At 60.2% G+C, this 19910-nt stretch carries 15 protein-coding genes; 6 read left to right on the forward strand and 9 right to left on the reverse strand.

Annotated features, from left to right (window positions below; all coding sequences use genetic code 11):
- Window positions 1-39: 39 nt before the first annotated feature.
- The 3 genes from ACQZ5K_RS02800 to purD form a co-directional block, all read right to left on the reverse strand.
- Window positions 40-1863, reverse strand: coding sequence for a methyl-accepting chemotaxis protein (locus ACQZ5K_RS02800; protein WP_448739577.1), 1824 nt, complete (start codon window positions 1861-1863; stop codon window positions 40-42).
- Between the two features lie 325 nt (window positions 1864-2188).
- Window positions 2189-2698, reverse strand: a complete 510-nt coding sequence (locus tag ACQZ5K_RS02805) for a plant virulence effector HPE1-like domain-containing protein (protein ID WP_448739578.1) — start codon at window positions 2696-2698, stop codon at window positions 2189-2191.
- 157 nt (window positions 2699-2855) lie between these two features.
- Window positions 2856-4127, reverse strand: coding sequence for a phosphoribosylamine--glycine ligase (purD, locus tag ACQZ5K_RS02810; RefSeq protein ID WP_448739579.1), 1272 nt, complete (start codon window positions 4125-4127; stop codon window positions 2856-2858).
- A 213-nt stretch (window positions 4128-4340) separates the two neighbouring features.
- Between purD and ACQZ5K_RS02815 the strand changes: the two genes are divergently transcribed.
- From ACQZ5K_RS02815 to ubiA, 4 genes are all read left to right on the forward strand, one after another.
- A complete protein-coding gene (locus tag ACQZ5K_RS02815) occupies window positions 4341-6659 on the forward strand; it encodes a Tex family protein (protein ID WP_448739580.1) in 2319 nt (772 codons plus the stop codon).
- A gap of 168 nt (window positions 6660-6827) precedes the next feature.
- On the forward strand, window positions 6828-8084 hold the full coding sequence (locus tag ACQZ5K_RS02820) for a class I SAM-dependent methyltransferase (protein ID WP_448739581.1): 1257 nt from the start codon (window positions 6828-6830) through the stop codon (window positions 8082-8084).
- A 284-nt stretch (window positions 8085-8368) separates the two neighbouring features.
- Window positions 8369-9169 (forward strand): MipA/OmpV family protein, encoded by an 801-nt coding sequence (locus tag ACQZ5K_RS02825; RefSeq protein ID WP_031234593.1) that lies wholly within the window; start codon window positions 8369-8371, stop codon window positions 9167-9169.
- Between the two features lie 121 nt (window positions 9170-9290).
- Window positions 9291-10244 (forward strand): 4-hydroxybenzoate octaprenyltransferase, encoded by a 954-nt coding sequence (gene ubiA / locus ACQZ5K_RS02830; protein ID WP_448739582.1) that lies wholly within the window; start codon window positions 9291-9293, stop codon window positions 10242-10244.
- A gap of 77 nt (window positions 10245-10321) precedes the next feature.
- Here ubiA and ACQZ5K_RS02835 read toward each other — a convergent pair whose 3' ends face one another.
- Complete coding sequence (locus ACQZ5K_RS02835) at window positions 10322-10888, reverse strand: DUF6101 family protein (RefSeq protein WP_004432786.1); 567 nt, start codon at window positions 10886-10888, stop codon at window positions 10322-10324.
- A gap of 366 nt (window positions 10889-11254) precedes the next feature.
- On the opposite strand from ACQZ5K_RS02835, the gene ACQZ5K_RS02840 reads away from it, so the two are divergent.
- Complete coding sequence (locus tag ACQZ5K_RS02840; RefSeq protein ID WP_448739583.1) at window positions 11255-13693, forward strand: DUF1217 domain-containing protein; 2439 nt, start codon at window positions 11255-11257, stop codon at window positions 13691-13693.
- 108 nt (window positions 13694-13801) lie between these two features.
- Here ACQZ5K_RS02840 and ACQZ5K_RS02845 read toward each other — a convergent pair whose 3' ends face one another.
- The gene (locus ACQZ5K_RS02845; protein ID WP_004432791.1) at window positions 13802-14752 is read right to left on the reverse strand and encodes a LysR substrate-binding domain-containing protein; all 951 of its coding nucleotides are present in this window, start codon (window positions 14750-14752) and stop codon (window positions 13802-13804) included.
- Window positions 14753-14955: 203 nt separating this feature from the next.
- Here ACQZ5K_RS02845 and ACQZ5K_RS02850 point away from each other — a divergent pair, with 203 nt between their 5' ends.
- Complete coding sequence (locus ACQZ5K_RS02850; protein WP_004432794.1) at window positions 14956-15249, forward strand: DUF1127 domain-containing protein; 294 nt, start codon at window positions 14956-14958, stop codon at window positions 15247-15249.
- Between the two features lie 212 nt (window positions 15250-15461).
- Here the strand turns inward: ACQZ5K_RS02850 and ACQZ5K_RS02855 are convergent, their stop codons facing one another.
- The 4 genes from ACQZ5K_RS02855 to ACQZ5K_RS02870 all read right to left on the reverse strand — a co-directional run bounded on the left by ACQZ5K_RS02855 (window position 15462) and on the right by ACQZ5K_RS02870 (window position 19817).
- The gene (locus tag ACQZ5K_RS02855; protein ID WP_448739584.1) at window positions 15462-16835 is read right to left on the reverse strand and encodes a glutamate--cysteine ligase; all 1374 of its coding nucleotides are present in this window, start codon (window positions 16833-16835) and stop codon (window positions 15462-15464) included.
- A 118-nt stretch (window positions 16836-16953) separates the two neighbouring features.
- Window positions 16954-17691 carry a 16S rRNA (uracil(1498)-N(3))-methyltransferase gene (locus ACQZ5K_RS02860; protein ID WP_175421936.1) on the reverse strand — a complete coding sequence of 246 codons (738 nt, stop codon included), beginning with the start codon at window positions 17689-17691 and terminating at the stop codon, window positions 16954-16956.
- Window positions 17692-17708: 17 nt separating this feature from the next.
- Window positions 17709-19214 (reverse strand): inorganic phosphate transporter, encoded by a 1506-nt coding sequence (locus tag ACQZ5K_RS02865; RefSeq protein ID WP_080817734.1) that lies wholly within the window; start codon window positions 19212-19214, stop codon window positions 17709-17711.
- A gap of 162 nt (window positions 19215-19376) precedes the next feature.
- Window positions 19377-19817 (reverse strand): NUDIX hydrolase, encoded by a 441-nt coding sequence (locus ACQZ5K_RS02870; protein WP_004432806.1) that lies wholly within the window; start codon window positions 19815-19817, stop codon window positions 19377-19379.
- Window positions 19818-19910 lie beyond the last annotated feature (93 nt).

Here is a 19910-nt window from a genome sequence, read left to right on the forward strand (position 1 = left end):
TCCCCCGGCGCCGTTGTTCATCGATGGCCCTGGGGCATATCACCCCGCCATGCGCATCTCTACTGCCATACCATGAAGCTGGTGGCCGGAAGAGACGCGGAAGCCGCGGATGAGGTTCAGCAGTTCCTCGGTGTCGACGGCCAGCGCTTCCGCCGAAGCGGTGGTTTCTTCCGCCATCGCCGCATTGTGCTGGGTGGCGACATCCAGCTGGTTGAGCGACGAGGAGATCGAGCGCAGCGTCGTATCCTGTTCGGCGGCCGAATGGGCGATCTTGCTGACGATCTCGTTTGCAGATTTGATCTGATCCGAGATGCGTTTCAGCGCATCGCCGGCCTCGCCGACAAGGCGCACGCCGTTTTCCACTTGGGCGGAAGAGCGGGCGATCTGGTCCTTGATCTCCTTGGCGGCGGCGGCGGATTTCTGCGCCAGTTCGCGCACTTCCTGCGCCACCACGGCAAAGCCCTTGCCGGCCTCACCGGCACGTGCCGCTTCCACACCGGCATTCAGTGCCAGAAGGTTGGTCTGGAAGGCGATGTCGTCGATCACGCCGATGATGTTGGAAATCTGGTCGGATGACTGTTCGATGCCGCTCATCGCGGTGATCGCCTCTTCCACCACCCGGTCGCTGCGCATGGCCTCCGAGCTGACGGTGGTGACGCGCTTTGCGGCGTCGGCCGCTCCTTCCGCCGTCTGGCGCACCGCAACCGTCAATTCATCGAGAGCGGCCGAGGTTTCTTCCAGATTGGCCGCCTGCCGTTCGGTACGCTGCGAAAGCTCGTTGGAGGCCTTGCGGATTTCTTCCTTGGAGCCGCCGATGTCGATGCTCTTGGAATTCACCTTGGCCATGGCGGCGTCGAGATGGATCAGGGCCTCGTTGAAATTGTCGCGCAGCGCCGCATAACGATTGCCGAGATCGCCGCAACGTACGGTCAGATCGCCGCCCGCCAGCTTTTCCAGCGCCTCGCCGATGGTGGTGACGACACGCGCCTGCAATTCCGCCTCGTCACGCTGCATGTCGAGATTGTTCTGGCGCTCCGCATTGAGCTGCCGCTGCTGTTCTTCCTCACGGCGCTGCATGGCATGGCGCTCGCGCACCTTGTCCTGAAGCGAGGCGGTGGCCTTCGCCATCATGCCCACCTCGTTGGTGAGGCCGGTATGGGGAATGGCGAGCGAGACGTTTTCATTGGCCACTTCACCGAGCGCACGGTGAATATCGCCAAGCGGTTTGGAAATGCCACGGATGACGTAGAAGGCGGCGGCAAGCGCCAGTACGAAGATGGCGGCGCCGATGGACAGCGCCTTCATCACCTCGCCGCGCACCTGTGCGTTCAGATCGTCGATATAAACGCCGGTCACGACCACCACCTGCCACGGCTCGAAGGCAAGCGCATAGGAGCTCTTGGCGTAGTCATTGCCTTCCATGCCGGGCTTCGGACCGTAAAAATCCGTCTGGCCGCCGCCACTACGGCCAAGCCGCACCAGCTCGTCGCGATAGGCGAAACCCTTGCTGTCCGGCTTGCCCTTGAAGCTCTCACCGACGCGCTTGGCATCCGGATGGAACTTCATCGTCACGTCGTAATCGTAACCGAACAGATAGCCGTCCGGCGTGAAGCGCATGGCGCTGACAGTCGCGTAAGCCTGTTTCATGGCCTCGTCGCGCGAAAGCGTTCCGGCCTTTTCCTTGTCGTGGAAGGATTGCAGGATGGAGATCGCCGATTGCACCTGCGTCCGCAGCATGCCGTAGCGTTCCTCATAGATAGCATCGGTGGCGGATTTCAGCTGGTAAAACGTCGCCACGGCGAAGGCGGCCATCAGGGCCACCACGAGAACGATCAACTGACGGGAAATGGAAAGGTTCTTCATGGGCGCTCACAAGCGTTTGGGATCGCGCGCCTGAAAACGCCGCGCGGTACCGATGTTTCGGAGAAGGGAGAGGCGCATGATGCGCGATAAAAGGGCCAAAAAGCACGTGTCCGCGCCGTGGCCTCATCCTGTGCTGCATCGCACTATAGACGCACTTAGCGGCTAAAAATTTGAATAAATATTTAATTAGCGAAAGCTTTATCAGGCCCGACAGGCAGAATAAGCGGGAGAAAAAGCAATATTCCCCGCATGGTTGCGGCCCATTTCGGGAATGCAGCGATGACGCGATTATTTGACCTTCGTCATGAAATGCGTCATCGGCCGGTCAATTGCCGCGCAATTTGAAATCCGGGAACTGGGGGGCATCGATCACCGAGGCGCTGGCCGGTTCGGCTGCGTTTTCGGTGGAAATTTCCTTGACGGCTGCCGTGGTCGTCGTCACGTCGATGCCGGCCGGTGTCGGAACCGCCTCAGCAGGATGTGCCACGGGTTCTGCGTCGTCATAGGTCGCGATGGCACTGCTGGAGGTTTCCGCCATCCATGCGGGATTGGTGCTGACGAAGGTGACGGGCGCGCCGCCAAGCCAGGCTTCGGTGCGCAGCAGGGTGCGCTTGCCGTCGACTTCGCGCATTTCCGTGTGCTGCGTGCCCGGCTCAATGGAGGGAACGGTGTAACCCTGCGCCACGGCTTTGCCCTTCATGGGCTTGCAGCCTGCGCAATCGCGACGAATAAAGCTGCCATTGGCCACATGCACGCCATTTATATATTCGATGGAAGACGCCATCGCCGACCCGCCGGTCAGCGCGACAATCGCTGTCAGAAAAAGACGACGCATCGAAAAACCCCCGAAATGACGGCGCGGCCTCGTGGTCGAGACACAATGCGCCATTCAATGTTCCGGCAAGTATTACCGATGTTTCGTTTCCATCGGGTCAGCAAACTTGGTAAAAATTGAACGAAAAATTCGCGCCCAATCCCGTTTGCCTTAAGGATCAGGCCTTCTCGCGGGCGACGGCCTGCCAGCCGATATCGCGGCGGCAGAAGCCGTTTTCCCACTCCACCTTGTCGGCCAGCGCATAGGCGCGTGCCTGCGCTTGCGTGACGGTCTTTCCAAGGGCGGTAACGTTCAGCACGCGTCCGCCCGTGGCCACCAGCCTGCCGTCCTTCAGCGCGGTTCCGGCATGGAACACCTTCGCCTCTTCGCTCGCCTCGGGAATATGGGCGATCGGCGTGTTCTTGTCGTAAGCGCCGGGATAACCCTTCGAGGCGAGAACGACGGTCAGCGCCGCGTCGTCGCGCCATTCCGCCTCAACCTTGTCCAGCGTGCGGGTGGCGGTGGCATAGAGGATCGGCAGCAGATCGCTTTTCAGGCGCATCATCAGCACCTGGCATTCGGGATCGCCGAAGCGGACGTTGTATTCGATGAGTTCCGGGCCCTTGGCGGTAATCATCAGGCCGGCGAAGAACACGCCGGAGAAGGGATTGCCATCCTTGGCCATGCCCGAAATCGTCGGCTCGATGATCTCCTTCATGGTGCGCGCCACCATGGCCGATGTCATCACAGGGGCGGGGGAATAGGCACCCATGCCGCCGGTATTCGGGCCGGTATCGCCGTCGCCAACACGCTTGTGATCCTGTGCGGTGGCGAGCGCCAGTGCGGTCTTGCCGTCCGAAAGGCAGAAGAAGCTCGCTTCTTCGCCGTCGAGAAAGGCCTCCACCACCACTTCGGCGCCGGCCGCGCCGAAAGCGCCCTCGAAACAGTCGTCAATCGCGGCAAGCGCTTCCGCTTCCGTCATGGCCACGGTCACGCCCTTGCCGGCGGCAAGCCCGTCAGCCTTGATGACGATGGGAGCGCCCTGTTGACGAACATAATCCTTGGCCGGCTCTGCGGATTTGAAACGCTGGTAAGCGCCGGTCGGAATATCGTAGCGCGCGCAGAGATCCTTGGTGAAGCCCTTGGAGCCCTCAAGCTGGGCGGCGGCTTTCGAGGGGCCGAAGGTGGCGATGCCGGCGGCACGCAGGTCATCCGCAAGACCTGCAACCAGCGGCGCTTCCGGGCCGACGACGACGAAGTCGATTGCCTTTTCCTTGGCAAAGCCGATGACAGCCGCATGGTCTTCCACATTCAGCGCCACCACCGTCGCGTGATCGGCAATGCCGGGATTGCCGGGGGCGGCATAAAGCTCATCGAGCAGAGGAGACTGGGCGATTTTCCACGCCAGCGCATGTTCGCGTCCGCCGGAACCGATCAACAGAACTTTCATGGTCAATACCCCTGCAAATTCGCCAGTAACCTTGTGTCAGGGGCGTTAAGGGCAGGGGGGCGAAAGGTCAAGGAGAAAGCGCCGCAAATGCCCGTCTTTCCCTTGAACGCCGCCTTTCCTGTGGAATCGTTGCCGCCTCTTGTTGTCACGCCACAATCAGACATTATGTTCGCCGCTCCAGACGTGACATCAGAGAACCCCCAAGAGTCCCCTATGACCGCAGACAATGCCCGCCTCGCCTCGCTCATCGCCTCCGAAATCAACGCCCGCCCCGATCAGGTAAAGGCGGCGGTGGCGCTGCTGGACGAGGGCGCGACCGTTCCCTTCATCGCCCGTTACCGCAAGGAAGTGACGGGAGGGCTGGACGACACCCAGCTTCGTACGCTTTCGGAACGCCTCGTTTATCTGCGCGAACTCAATGCGCGCCGCGGCTCCATCGTGGAGTCCATCACCGGCCAGGGCAAGATGACCGATGAGCTGATGGTCAAGATCATGCAGGCGGGCACCAAGGCGGAGCTGGAAGATCTCTATCTGCCCTACAAGCCGAAGCGCCGCACCCGCGCGGAAATCGCCCGCGAACGCGGTCTCGGCCCGCTGGCAGAAGCCATCTGGGATAACCGCGCCGCCGATCCGGCGAAACTGGCGGAAGCTTATGTTCAGGGCGAGGTGGCCGATGTGAAGGCGGCACTCGAGGGCGCGCGCGACATCGTGGCGGAAACCATGACGGAAAATGCCGATCTTCTCGGCCGCCTGCGCGATTACATGCGCCAGAACGCCACCTTCCGCGCCAAGGTGGTGGATGGAAAGCAGGCGTCGGGTGAGAAATTCTCCGACTATTTCGATCATTTCGAGCGCTGGGCGACGGTGCCGGGCCACCGGGCGCTGGCCATGCTGCGCGGCTGGAACGAGGAAGTGCTGACGCTGACAATCGATGTCGATGCGGACGATCCCTCACCGGTGAAACCCGCACAGCGCACCATCGCCGCCGCCTTCGATATCCGCAATGCCGGCCCCGCCGACCAATGGCTGATGGAAGTGGCAGGCTGGACCTGGCGGGTGAAGCTCTCCATGTCGCTCTCGCTCGATCTGATGCGCGAATTGCGCGAGCGCGCCGAAGAAGAGGCGATCCATGTTTTCGCCCGCAATCTCAAGGATCTGCTGCTGGCAGCACCGGCCGGCTCCCGCGCCACCATGGGGCTCGATCCGGGCATCCGCACCGGCGTCAAGGTGGCGGTGGTGGATGGCACCGGCAAGCTTTTGGACACCACGACGGTCTATCCCTTCCCGCCGAAGAACGACGTGCGCGGCACGCAGGCGGAACTTGCTGTCCTCATCCGCAAGCACAATGTCGAACTGATCGCCATCGGCAATGGCACCGGCAGCCGCGAGACGGAAAAGCTGGTCGCCGATCTTCTGGCGCAGATGCCGGCTTCGGGTGCAAAGCCCACCAAGGTCATCGTCTCGGAGGCGGGCGCTTCGGTCTATTCCGCTTCGGAACGGGCAGCGGCCGAATTCCCCAATCTCGATGTTTCGCTGCGCGGCGCCGTCTCCATCGCCCGCCGCCTTCAGGACCCGCTGGCGGAACTGGTGAAGATCGAACCGAAATCCATCGGTGTCGGTCAGTACCAGCACGATGTCGATCAGGGTCGTCTCAGCCGCTCGCTCGATGCTGTCGTGGAAGATGCGGTGAACGCCGTTGGCGTCGATCTCAACACCGCCTCTTCGCCGCTTCTGGCGCGGGTGTCCGGTCTTGGCAGCTCGATTGCCGATGCCATCGTCGCCCATCGCGACCAGACCGGCCCCTTCGCCAGCCGCAAGGAACTGCTGAAGGTGCCGCGCCTTGGCCAGCGCACCTTCGAACAATGCGCCGGCTTCCTGCGCATCCCGAACGGCAAGGAGCCGCTGGATGCTTCCTCGGTTCACCCGGAAGCCTATGGCGTGGCGAAAAAGATCGTCGCCGCCTGCGGTCGCGATCTGCGCTCGCTGATGGGCGACAGCGCCGCGTTGAAGGCGCTCGATCCGAAGACGTTCATCGACGAGCAATTCGGCCTGCCGACCGTGAAAGACATCATCGCCGAACTGGAAAAGCCCGGCCGCGACCCGCGCCCGAGCTTCAAGACCGCGACCTTTGCCGAGGGTGTGGACGAGATCACCGATCTGAAACCGGGCATGCTTCTGGAAGGCACCGTCACCAATGTCGCCGCCTTCGGCGCTTTCGTGGATATCGGCGTGCATCAGGACGGGCTGGTGCATGTCTCGCAACTCGCCGACCGTTTCGTGAAGGACCCGCATGAGGTCGTCAAGGCGGGCGATGTCGTCAAGGTGCGGGTCGTGGAAGTGGATGTGAAGCGCAAGCGCATCGGTCTCACCATGCGCAAGGATGGCGGCGAGGCAGCGCCGCAGCCGATGCGCGAGAAGGGCAATGCCAGCGCCATGCGGCACGCGACATCCAAGCCGAAGGAGCGCAACGAGGGGTCGCAAACCGGTGGTGCACTTGCCGCCGCTCTGGCTGAAGCCATGAAGCGACGCTGACCTCCGGTTGAAATGATTTTTTACCAAAAAGCCTCGCCGCACACCCCGGCGGGGCTTTTTGCTTGATGAAATCGTTCAATTTTTTTGAAATAAGACTATCTTGAAACTTGTGCCGAAAGGAATACGGTCAGCGAAATTGATAAGTGAGACTTAGCAATTGGGGGTGCCATGGCGTCGTCTCTGCATGTTCTTCTCGAAAAGATAATCAAGACCGGTGATCTCACCGTCAACAGCCCGGGCGGCAGCCGCACATTCGGCAACGGCGCGGGAAAAAAGGTGGTTCTGAACTTCACCGACGAAGCCGCCATGCAGGAGATCGCCGCCGATCCGGCGCTGAAGCTGGCTGAAATGTATATGGAAGGCCGGGCGAAGGTCGCGGAAGGCGACATCTACGATTTTCTGGCGCTGGTCAAAGGCAATACGCTGAGCGAGGCGCTATCCTTCGGCATGATCTGGCGCGGCATGGCGCGCATCATCGCCGCCCGCATCAAGATGCATCTGCCGGTCAACCAAAACAAGAGCAACGTCGCCCATCACTACGATCTGAGCGCCAAGCTGTTCGATCTCTTCCTCGATGAGGACTGGCAATATTCCTGCGCCTATTTCAATCCGCCCGGTATCAGCCTCTATGAGGCGCAGGTCGCCAAAAAACGGCACATTGCCGCCAAGCTGATGACCGAGCCGGGCCAGAGCGTGCTGGAAATCGGCTCCGGCTGGGGCGGCATGGCGATGTATATTGCCGAAAGCGCCGGTGCGGATGTGACCGGCATCACGCTCAGCGAAGAACAGCTGCGCGTTTCCCGCGACCGCGCCGCCAAACGCGGCCTTGCGGCAAATGTCCGTTTCGAATTGCAGGACTACCGCTACCTGCCGGCTTCGAAAAAATACGATCGCATCGTCTCCGTCGGCATGTTCGAACATGTCGGGCCGACCCATTATCGCGATTATTTCGACAAGGTGGCGGAGGTGCTGGACGACAGGGGCGTGATGGTGCTGCATTCCATCGGCCAGCCCTATCCGGCGCTGGCGACCAATCCCTTCATCGAAAAATATATTTTCCCCGGCGGGTATATTCCCTCGCTTGCCGAGGTGCTGCCGGCCATCGAAAAATCGCGGCTGCTGGTGAAGGATATCGAAATCCTGCCCATGCATTACGCCCATACGCTTCGCCACTGGCGCGAGCGTTTCGTGGCGCGCAGGGCGGAAGCGGTAGCGCTTTATGACGAACGCTTCTTCCGCATGTGGGAGTTTTATCTGGCGGGGTCGGAAATGGCCTTTACCCATGAAAATTTCCACATTTTCCAGATCCAGATCGCCAAGGATCGCGATGCCGTGCCGCATAGTCGCGACTACATTGCGCAGAACGAGGCGAAGCTGCTGGAATTCGAGAAGACGCGCGCGCCGCTGGAGAAGGTGACGTTCTGACGACGGCGTAGGTGAGGGCTGACCGAATTGCGGAGAGTGTTGACAAACGTCTCCGCAATCTCGGCGTCATCCTCGGGCTCGTCCCGAGGATCTATCCAGGTTGCGTAAAGTCCGTCGGTTGCAGATGCTCGGGACAGGCCCGAGCATGACGGAGGTGAGGTTTTGAGGCCTTGTCGCCACCCTCCGCAGGAGTCGAATTTCAACCCGCGCTGGTTAATGGAATGGAAAGACAATCCCTCTAATTCTACGGACACCTGTCTGTATTGCGTTTCTGGGGTTCTTTCATGTTCAAGCCATCAGCGGCAGCCGCCGCCTGTGTCCTGTCGCTTTTTGCCGTGGGCAATGCCCATGCGGAAGGCTGGTTTTCCGGCGACTGGTATCTGAAGCTCGGCGGCGCGGGTTTCACCGCACCGAAATATCAGGGCGATAACAAGAATGAATTCGGCTTCTCGCCCATCATTTCGCTCGGCCGCCAGGGCCAGGGCGCGCGTTTCACCTCGCGCAACGACAGCGCCTCGATTTCGCTTCTGGATAACGGCCCGATCAGCATGGGTCTTGCCGGAAAGCTGGTATCCCCGCGCGACGAGGGCGACTCGTCCGATCTGAAGGGCATGACCCGCATCAAGCGCGGCGGCGAGCTCGGCGGTTTCGCCGAGGCCTATCCGACCGACTGGCTGCGCGTTCGCGGTGAAGTCCGCCAGGGCATTCGCAGCCATAGCGGCGTGGTCGGCGATGTTGCCGTCGATGCCTTCACCGATATCGCCCCCGGCATCCAGATTTCCGCCGGTCCGCGCGCGACATGGGTAAGCAGCAAATACAATGAGCGTTATTATGGCGTAAGTGCCGCGCAGACGGCTGCCGGCGCGCCATCGCCCTATAGCCCCGGCGGCGGCCTGCATTCCGCCGGCATCGGCGCCGCCATCACCTGGAAAGTCACCGAAAACGCCGAAGTCGGCTCGTTTGCGGAATATCGCCGCCTGACCGGTGACGCCGCCGACAGTTCGCTGGTGCGCGAGCGCGGTTCGAAGAACCAGTTCATCATCGGCGTTCAGGCGAGCTACAAGTTCAATTTCTCGCTGCCCTGATAAATAGCGGCGATACGGTCCTGAAAAGCCCCGTGGCGAAACCGCCGCGGGGCTTTTCCGCCTGTGCGGCCGGGTGCTGAAATCCATTCCGATTTTCCCGCCGATGCTGTAGAACCATCCCATGGTTAACCACAGCGATTTGTCAGATCGCGTCTCCGACGCGCCATCCAATAACTGGGTCTATCGGATTTTGCCGAGGCCCCTCTGGCCCTATGCGCAGCTGGCCCGGTGGGATCGCCCCATCGGCTGGCAATTGCTGATGTGGCCATGTTTCTGGTCCGCAGCCCTTGCGGCAAATGTCGCGATGACGAGCGGCGGCTTTTCCTGGGCGACGCTGATCTGGCATCTGGTGCTGTTCTTCGTCGGATCGGTGGCGATGCGCGGCGCGGGTTGCACCTATAATGATCTGGCCGACCACAAGATCGACATGGCCGTGGCGCGCACCCGTTCGCGGCCGCTGCCTTCCGGCCGCGTGAGCCGGTCGCAGGCCAAGCTCTTCATCGTCCTGCAGGCGCTAGCGGGGCTTGTCGTGCTCCTGCAGTTCAACAGTTTCGCAATCGCGACCGGCATATTCTCGCTGATCTTCGTGGCGATCTATCCCTTCGCCAAGCGCTTCACCAACTGGCCGCAATTTTTCCTCGGCCTTGCCTTTTCCTGGGGTGCGCCGATGGGCTGGGCGGGACAGTTCGGATCGATCGCCTGGCCGGCTGTCCTGCTTTATGTCGGCTCCATCGCCTGGACGATCGGTTATGATACAATCTACGCCCATCAGGACAAGGAAGACGACACCGCCGTGGGCATCGGTTCGACCGCCCTGCTGTTTGGTGAGAACACACATCGCTGGCTGGTTTTCCTTTATGGCACAGCCCTTGTCATGATGTTCCTGTCGTTCTGGGTCGCGGGTGTTAACGTCATTGCCTATAGCGGCCTTGCCGCCGCGGCCATCATGCTGTTCCGGCAGGTCTGGGTGCTTAACATAGACGATGTCGATCAGTGCCTCGTGCTGTTCAAATCCAACAACCGCGTCGGCGTGCTGATTTTTGCAGGCCTCATCCTGCCGCTCCTGCTGGCGTAAGCCTGTGAAAACACGGAATGAAAAAGCCCGGCCGCGTCATCCGCGCCGGGCTTTTTGATTTGTCTGGCTGAAGATTATCAGCTGCGGGCGATGATTTCCTTGCCCTCGATCTTCATGCTCATGCCCAGCGAACCGGTGGAGCGGCGAACGAGGAAGCGCGGGCGACGCTCCGCGAAATAGGAATGGCGGCGGCGCGGGCGGGTATTCTGGGTGCGCACCTTGCCGAGATGTTCTTCCAGCGGACGGGCGACGCCATCGGCTTCCACCATCAGCATGGGAATACGGTAGGCCTCGGACCAGCTGCGCCAGTCGGCGGCGATGTCGCAGAGATCGTGGGCAACGAGAAGCGGAACGCAGAGGTCCGGATCGTCGTGGTGCAGCTCCAGCGTCACCGTTACCTGTCCATCGCCATGGTCGATGGCACGGGCGGCAACGCCCTTGAAGGCACGGGCTGGCAAAGCGAAGGACAAAGGCAGGCCGGAAGAGGACAGAACCTTTCTCAGAACGGCGCCCCGTTCATCGAGGGTGACGGCGACATCGCTCGCGCCATTGCCTTTTCCATAAGTGACCTGTTGCGGAAAACGTGCCGGGTCGAGTCTGAGAGTGGCGACGGCCCAGTCGGGCTTCAGAACGGTCTTGGTCATGTTTATTCTACCCTTGTTTTACCTGAGAGCCGGTTTCCGGTCTTCTCATCGGGACTTTTCGTCCTCTGATGTCGGGAGAATATCCGCCGCATGTTCGAGACTGCTTAAAAATCGCGGTTAAGAAAACTTTGCATTCCCAAATGGTTAGCAAAACACACTGTGGCATGGTTTCGCTTAGGTAAAAGAGATCGGGACAATGCGGTTTTTATCCCGGCCGAAAATGTGCTCTTTCAAGCTCCGGGCAAGGCGTCTCCCGCATAGTCAGGCAAAGGCTTGCCGTGCGTCCCGATGGAGGCGCGATGGGTGGATTGAAAACCGGAGCATTCGGCGTCTGAAGCGACGCGCGGGTCTCCAGGGGGCATTCGGATGGTATCGACTTATCTCAGCTACGACCTCATCAACCGCGATATGAAGGCAAGCCTGTCGCGCGTGTCGCAGCAGGGGCTCATCGAGCGGCAGACGACATATTACAAGGAAAACATCGGCAATGTGAAAAGCGTCGATGAGTTCCTCGACAATTACCAGCTCTATTCCTATGCCATGGATGCCTTCGGTCTCGGCGAAATGACCTATGCCAAGGCCTTTATGAAAAAGGTGCTGGAAAGCGATCTGAACGACCAGAACAGCTTCGCCAACAAGCTCACAGACGAGCGGTATCGGGAATTCGCCGCGGCCTTCAACTTCACCACATCCACGAAGACCGTTCAGACGGAAGCGCAGCTCGACAAGATGATCGGGCTTTACGATACGTCGATAACCGATCTCGATGACAGCCTTGCGGAAGAGACCCGTTATTACAAGGCGATTGTCGGCACGGTAACCAATGTCGACCAGCTGCTGCGCAACGACCGCACCCGCGCCTATATCTTTCAGGTCTTCGGCATCGATGAGAAGACCTATTCCTATGCCCATATCAAGGGATTGATGACGAGCGACATCAACGATCCCGACAGCTACATCAACCAGAAATACGGCACGGCCTATAATGACGCGGTCGAAAAACTGACGATGAAGGGCAATATCGAACTGCACGCGCAGGTCACCGCCCGGATTACCGCAATCGACACCGAACTCGCCGGCACCGGTTTGACGGCGGAGGAGCGCACGCAACTGGAGGCGGAAAAAGTGACGCGCCAGGACCAGCTGACGCAGCTTGAGGCGGTGTTGCCGCCACAGGATGAGTGGGAAGCGAAGCTCGCCGCCATCAAGGCCGAGCAGACGACGCTCACCAGCACCGTCACGCAATATAACAAGATGGCGCAGCTCGCCACCGCCTTCGAGTTCAAGAACGACGGCACGGTGACCGCCGGTCAGGCGCAGACGGCGGATAATCTCAAGGCCTTGACGGATGCCTATATCGGCAGCGCCCCGCGCGTGACGCCAACCGTCGCCACACTGAACCGGGATTATTTCGAATCGAAGATCGGTTCGATCAAGACGGTAACCGAACTGACCTCGGATACCCGGCTTCTCAACTATATCAGGACCGCCTTCGACCTTAACGACCTCACAGTCGTCACGGCAACGATCCAGAATATCCTGACCAGCGATCTGAGTGATCCGAGCAACTACATCGCGACCGTCGGCAAGAACGACAAGCGTTATATCGCCCTGAGGAATGCCTTCAATTTCCAGACCGACGGAACGCTGGCAGACGGCACGACACCCCAGACCACGGCACAGACCGCGACCACCACCAGCGGTTATATGACCTATTATAACGACAAGGATGATGCCGCCGACGAGAAGGCGCTGAAGCTGTTCAAGAGCGATATAGCCAGTGTCACATCCGTCAAGGATTTCATCGACAGCAGCGCGGTCTATACCTATGCGCTGAAAGCCGTCGGCCTCGATCCGACCAAGGTAAATTCCGCCGATATTCGCAAGGTCCTCACCAGCGATCTGCAGGATAAAAAGAGCTTCGTCTACACGCTGGACGACGAGCGTTATGTCAAGCTGGCGGAGCTGTTCAACTTCGCCTCCGAGGGCAGCGTCGGCACACCGGTTCTGGCGCAGTCGGAAATCGAGATGCAGACCATGTCGGCCGACTACATAAAGAAAAAATCGGCTTTCGGCACGGAAAAGGACAAGGAAACGGCGACGAAGGAATCGGAATATTTCACGGCCGAGATGCAGAAGATCAAGACGCTCAAGGAATTCCTGAGCAATGATCGCCTGACGAAATTCGCGATGGAGTCGCTCGGTATCGATCCCGAAAGCGTGACGAAGGAACAGCTCGAAAAGGCCTTCACCTCGAAGCTCGATGACAAGGACAGCTACGTTAACAAGGAGATGGATCCGGTCTTCCGCCGCCTCGTCACCGCCTTCAACTTCAATACCGACGGTACGCTTCTTCATGAGGACCGCAGCCTGATCCAGACGCGGCGCGGCCTTTACGAGACGCTGGACAATTATCTCACCCAGACGCTGGAAACGCAGGCGGGCGAAGAAAATGCCGGTGTGCGTCTGGCGCTCTATTTCCAGCGCATGGCGGCCGGAACGACGTCCTATTACTCGATCCTCGCCGACACGGCGCTCCAGAGCTTCATCAACACCACTTTCGGGATTCCGGACGAACTCGCCAATGCCGAGGTCGATACGCAGGTGACGATGATGAAGAAATACTTCGACATCGAGGATTTTCAGGATCCGGAAAAGGTCAAGAAGCTGGTCGCCCGTTTCACCATCATGTACGACAATCAGCAGAACACCACCGATCCGATCATGACGCTCTTCAACGGCAGCGGTTCGGTGGGCATCAGCGCCGATACGCTGCTGGCGGTTGCCACGCTGCGGGCGCGGTAGCACAGAAAGCGCGGACGAGCGACGGGAGGATCGGCGTTAGCCGGCTTGAGGCTGATGACGAAGCCTCACGCATAGGCGGCGTCATCCCCGGGGATTTGTACTATCCTCTTACCACCCCGGCAGCATGTGCCCGGCGCGCAGGCGCGGCATCTTGGGGTAGGTCTTCACATCGCTGTCCATTTCGTCGGCAACGCTCATCGGCGAGATATTGTCGAGGCAGGCAGTGATGTGGTCGGTGATGGCGTTCACCAGCGAAGGGGAGAGGCCCGGCCGTTTCATCAGGCCGATCTGCACCGGCGGCAGGGGCGGGAAGCCGTCCGCGGCGGTCAGAACCTTCATGCCGGTGCGCAGCGCCGATTCCGGCAGCACCGAGACGGCCATGCCCGCCAGCACGGCGGCGGCGACGACGGTGGAAGACCAGCTTGTGAACAGGACCTGATAATCCCGCCCATCGGCATCGAGCGCCGAACAGGCAAGCTGGCGCCAGTGGCAATCGCGCCGCCCGACGGCGAGCGGCACGGGTGCATCGTCCTTCAGCGGATGGTTGGCGGAAGCGACCCAGCAGAGCGGTTCGGTGCGCACCACATCGGAGGAGCGGGCGCGCGGATTATGGGTGACGAGCGCGATATCCAGCTCGCCGCGCGCCATTTTTTCGGCAAGGCTGACCGAAGGTTCGCAGACGATATAAAGCTCGACATTGGGATGGGTCTTGGCGAAGCGCCCGATAATCTCCGGCATGTAGCGGTCGGCATAGTCATCGGGCGTGCCGATGCGCAGCATGCCTTCCAGCCGGTTGTCATCGAAGGCGGCGATCGCCTCATTATTGAGGCGGATGATGCGGCGGGCGTAATTCATCAGCTTTTCACCCTCCGCCGTCAGGCGGTTGCCGCGCCCGTCCTTGGCGAAAAGCTGCTTGCCGATCCGTTCTTCCAGCCGTCGCATCTGCATGGAAACGGCGGATTGCGTCTTGAAAACGCGGTCTGCGGCCTTGGTGAAGCTGCCCGTATCGACGATGGCGATGAAGGTATGCAGCTGGTCTATGTCGAGAGGTGCGGACATGGATGGCCATCCATCAGAATGATTGATGCCTCACATTAGAAACATTCGTTGGACTGATCAATAGTCTTGCGACATTTTGACACCCAGCAAATCAATATCAACCCCGGGCCGGCGAAACGTCAGCCCCCCAACCCGAGGCAGCTTCTCGCGCGTGGTGCGCCGGGGGCGGTGCCGCATCGTGCCGTTACGAAAGGATAAGTGTCATGCGCACGGCAGAACGGAGAATGGAACTGGAACTCGCAACCTCCCGGCAGAACGATACGCTTCGTCGTGTCGCCGGCCTCTTTGCTTTCCGCGTCAAAACGTTCTTGCAGCGCATCTACAATCGTATCGTGGCCAATGGTCTCACGGAACTTGATGACCGCCTTCTGGCCGATATCGGTCTGGCGCGCTCGGATGTGAGGGATGCGCTCAATACCGGCCTGCTCGAGGATCCGACCGCGCATCTGACCCGCGCCGCACGCAACCGCGCGGTGACCCGGTTCAAGACCGTTTAAAGCATTTCCAGGAAAAGCGGGCCCCGGTTTTCCGTCCGTAAATGCGCCAAAACGTTCCACAATGTTCGGGCAATTCCGGCAGACCTCCAGCCGCCGGAATTGCTTTCGAACGGAAAAGTTTTCCCCGCAGGGTGATTTGCCAATAGCCCTGCCTTTGCCCGGTGTCAGGCCCCTCGGCCGCGCCGGGCTTTTTTAATGGCGGCGCAATTTTCTCAATACTGATATTCTTCGAACACCGGCAGCACGGAGCCACCCCAGCGACCGTTGTAAAGCGCAAGCAGGTCTTCGGCGAGCGTGGTCTTCTTGGCAAGAACTTCATCCAGCGACGACAGGAACACGGTCTCGTCCTGGCCTTCGCCGTTCAGGCGCTTGCGGTTTTTGAGGCCAGTGCGGGAAATATCCAGCACCTCGCGGGCGAGACCGAGAAGCGGCTTGCCGGCGATCTCGGCGTAAAGACCCTTGGCCGGAACGGCATCGCGAAGGGCGATGACCTCATCGAAGCTCCAGCCGGCGGTCAGCGCATCGGCAGCGGTCAACGCCTCGTCATCGTAGAGAAGGCCGACCCAGAAAGCGGGAAGGGCACAGATGCGTCTCCACGGGCCGCCATCCGCACCGCGCATTTCCAGGAAGCGCTTCAGGCGCACATCCGGGAACAGGGTGGAAAGATGGTTCGTCCAGTCGCCCATGGTCGGCTGCCAGTCGGCGATTTCGCCCTTAAGCGCCCCGCTCATGAACTGGCGGAAAGTGACATGGGTGCAATCATGATATTTGCCGTCGCGCACGATGAAATACATCGGCACGTCGAGCGCCCATTCCACATAGTCCTTGAAACCGAAGTCATCGCTGAAGGTGAAGGGCAGCACGCCCGAGCGGCGGTTGTCGGTGTCGCGCCAGATATCGCCGCGCCAGGAAAGAAGACCGTTCGGCTTGCCTTCGGTGAAGGGCGAGGAGGCGAAGAGCGCTGTTGCCAGCGATTGCAGCTTCATGGAAACGCGCATCTTCCGGCGCATGTCCGCTTCGGAGGAGAAATCGAGGTTAACCTGAATGGTGCAGGTGCGGTACATCATGTCGAGACCCTTGGTCCCGACCTTCGGCATATAGCGCGTCATGATCGCATAACGCGATTTCGGCATGCGCGGCGTTTCGTCATAGCTCCACAGCGGGCTGCCGCCGATGCCGAGGAAACGGATGCCCATCGGCTCGGCCACTTCGCGCAGCGTCGCCAGATGCTGGTTGGATTCCTTGCAGGTCTGGTGCAGGTTTTCGAGCGGCGCGCCCGATAGTTCGAACTGGCCGCCCGGCTCGATGGAGATGGCGCCCATGCCGTGCTGCTCGCCAAGGCCGATGATGTTTCCGCCGTCCATGATCGGCTCCCAGCCGAGCTTTTCCTGCATGCCCTTCAAAAGCGCTGAAATGCTGGCTTCGCCGAAATAGGGAACGGGATTGTTATCCTTGCGGAAAAACGCGAATTTTTCGTGTTCGGTGCCGATGCGGAAGTCGGCTTCAGCTTTGCAACCGCCCGCCAGATAATCTGTAAGCTCCGTGACGGAGGAGAGGGGGGTCTGGTCGGTCGTGTCGCGTGCCATGGCTTACCTTGTTATGACGTCTCTGTTGCGGCGAGGCATATGATTGGCAGATAGGGCCGGATCGTATCCGGAGGCAAATGAATTTCTTTTAAAGATGCATGAAGCGCAATGGGGCCATTCAATTCCAGTCGCCGATCGCCGCCTGAATGACCGCGAGCGCGGCGACGGCGGCCGTATCGGCCCTCAGGATACGCGGCCCCAGCGGAATGGGGGTAACGAAGGAAAGGCCGCGCAGAAGCTCCCTTTCTTCTTCGGAAAATCCGCCTTCCGGGCCGACCAGCAGGGCAAGTTTGCGTTCCGTGACGGCTTGCAGGATCGGCAGCGGATTTTGCCCCGCATCGCCTTCGTCGCAATAGATGATGCGCCGGTCGTGGGGCCAGCTCTCGAGCATGTCCTTCAGTTTCACCGGCTCGGCCACCTCGGGCAGGGACAGTATGCCGCACTGCTCGGCGGCTTCGATGGCGTTGGCGCGCAGTTTTTCGGTATTGTGGATCTTGCCCTGAACATGCTGCGTCATCACCGGCTGCAACAGGCCGGCGCCCATCTCCACCGCCTTCTGCACCAGATAGTCCATGCGCCCGACTTTCAGGGGCGCGAAAAGATAATGCAGGTCCGGGGCGTTCGGCTGGGGCCGTGTCTGCTCGAGGGGGACGAGCACGATCTTCTTGCGGCTCGGAAAGGCAAGTTTCGCTTTCCATTCGCCGTCGCGACCGTTGAACAGCAGGATTTCCGCACCGTCGGTCATGCGCAGCACGTTGGCGAGATAGTTGAACTGCTCGGCTGTTGCCTCCTGCGCGACGCCTTCGGCAAGGCTGGCTTCGATATACAGGCGTTGCATCCGGAAATTGGCGCGCATGGGATTCTGTTTCAGGTTCAGAGAAAGAGGGAGGACATGAGCCAGTAGAGCAGCGCCGCAAGCGTTGCACTGGAAGGAACGGTGACCAGCCAGGCGGCGATGATCGTCATGAAGTGGGAGCGGCGGACGAGATAGCGGCGGCGTATCTCGGAAGGATTGTCGGCATATCTTTCGGACCGGCGGGGCCTGCCGTCACCAGCCTGAACGAGCTCCTGCCGCCGCCGCGACGATTGGGTGTACCATTCGCGGAAGAAACCGACGCCGAACACCGCACCGATTGCCGTGTGGGTGGTGCTGACCGGCAGGCCGAAGCGTGAGGCAACGAGCACGGTTAGCGCCGTGGCCACGGAAACGCAGAAGGCGCGCATCGGATTGAGCTTGGTGATTTGCTCACCGACGAGGCGGATGAGGCGCGGGCCATAAAGAAGAATACCGCAGGAAAGCCCGAAGGCGCCGACCAGCATTACCCACATCGGCGCACGGGCGGACGTGCTCACCGCCTCGTCATGCAGGGCCCGCACGATGGCCACGACGGGCCCGATGGCGTTCGAAACGTCATTCGCCCCATGAGCGAAGGACATCAGGCCGGCGGCGAGAACCAGCGGCCACTGGAACAGAATTCGAAGCGACTGGTTGCGGTTTTCCAATCCTTCCGATTGTTTGCGGATGATCGGCACGCAGAGCCGCCAGACCACGAGCCCGGTCACCAGCCCCGTGAGGCTGGCATGGCCAAGCGACACATGCATCAGCTGCCGCAATCCGACCCAGATGAGATAGGCCATGAAGACGCCCGCCATCAAACCGATGAGAACCGGAACCCACAGCCGGGCGGAGGTGAGCTTGTCCTCGCGGTAAATGATGAATTCCTTGATGAAAGCAAGGATGGCGACGGCGATGATGGCGCTGATGAAGGGCGCCAGTACCCATGCGAAGGCAATGCTGCCGAGCGAAAACCAGTCGACCGCCTTCGCCCCGTAGGCGGCCATTCCCGCGCCCGCAACCCCGCCCACCACCGTATGGGTGGTGGAAATCGGCGCCCTCGTCCAGGTCGAGATATTGACGAGAAGGCCGGCGGCGAGAAGCGCCGAGAGCATCGCCCATGAAAAGGCGGTCCTGTCGGGAATGGTCTCGATGTTGATGATGCCGCTGGAAATGGTCTCGACGACGTTGCCGCCGGTGATCAGCGCGCCGGCGATCTCGCAGATGGCGGCGATGATCAGGGCGGCGGCAAGCGGCATGGCCTTGGCCCCAACCGCCGGGCCGACATTGTTCGTGACGTCGTTTGCGCCGATATTGATCGCCATATAGGCGCCGATGGCGACGGCGGCGATGATGATGACCGAGCCTGCGGTGCCGGTGACGAAGACGCCGGCGAAGATGGCCGCCAGGACAACGAACATGAACCCCGCGCCAAGGCCGGCAAGCTGCTGCGTGACATGCAGCGTCGCCTCTTCGACACGGGTAATCTTGTCGAGATCCTTGTCGAGCGTCGGTTTCATATTCGATGGCGGCTTGATTGCCATTCAGACCTCGTTTGCCAGCATTCCCTTTCGTCCGGCAGTGTCGCAGGTTGAAGGCAATTTTACAGAAAGACTGTTACATCTCGCACATCTTTCCAAAAGGAAAGACGATAAAAGCCATGTTGGAAAAACAAACTGCACATTGCCACGTTCGGGGCGGGCGCGCTATTTCGAATGCGTCATCCGTTTGTCGAAAGCGAGCATCAGCGCTTTCAATTCCGGCTCGTTGACGCGTTTTCCCGCTTCCTGGGGGCTGACCCATTCCAGCCGTCTGGATTGTTTTTCGGGAAAGCTTTCCTGCATCTCCGAAACTTCGAGCAGATGCACCTGAACCCTGCACGGCACGTTGACGCCGCTGTTCAGCTTTTTCTCGTATTCGTAATAACCGAAGGGCGCCTTTTCCACCGTGCCTTTGACACCGGCTTCCTCATAGGCTTCCTGCTCGGCCACCGCATGGGCCTTCTTGTTGGCCATGGGCCAGCCCTTGGGAATGACCCAGCGCCCCGTATCTCGGCTGGTCAGCAGCAACACTTCCGGCTCCGGATTTTTCTTGGACAATCGATAGCACAGCGCCGCATATTGCTGTCGCGGCGGTCTGCGCAACATCAAGCCAACATCTGTCGCCAATCGATTCAAAATCTTCAATCCGGATTGATCCTTTTTTGCCGGGTAGTGATAATTGCTAATATAGATATGCCG

The sequence above is a fragment of the Agrobacterium sp. 22-226-1 genome (assembly GCF_053522345.1).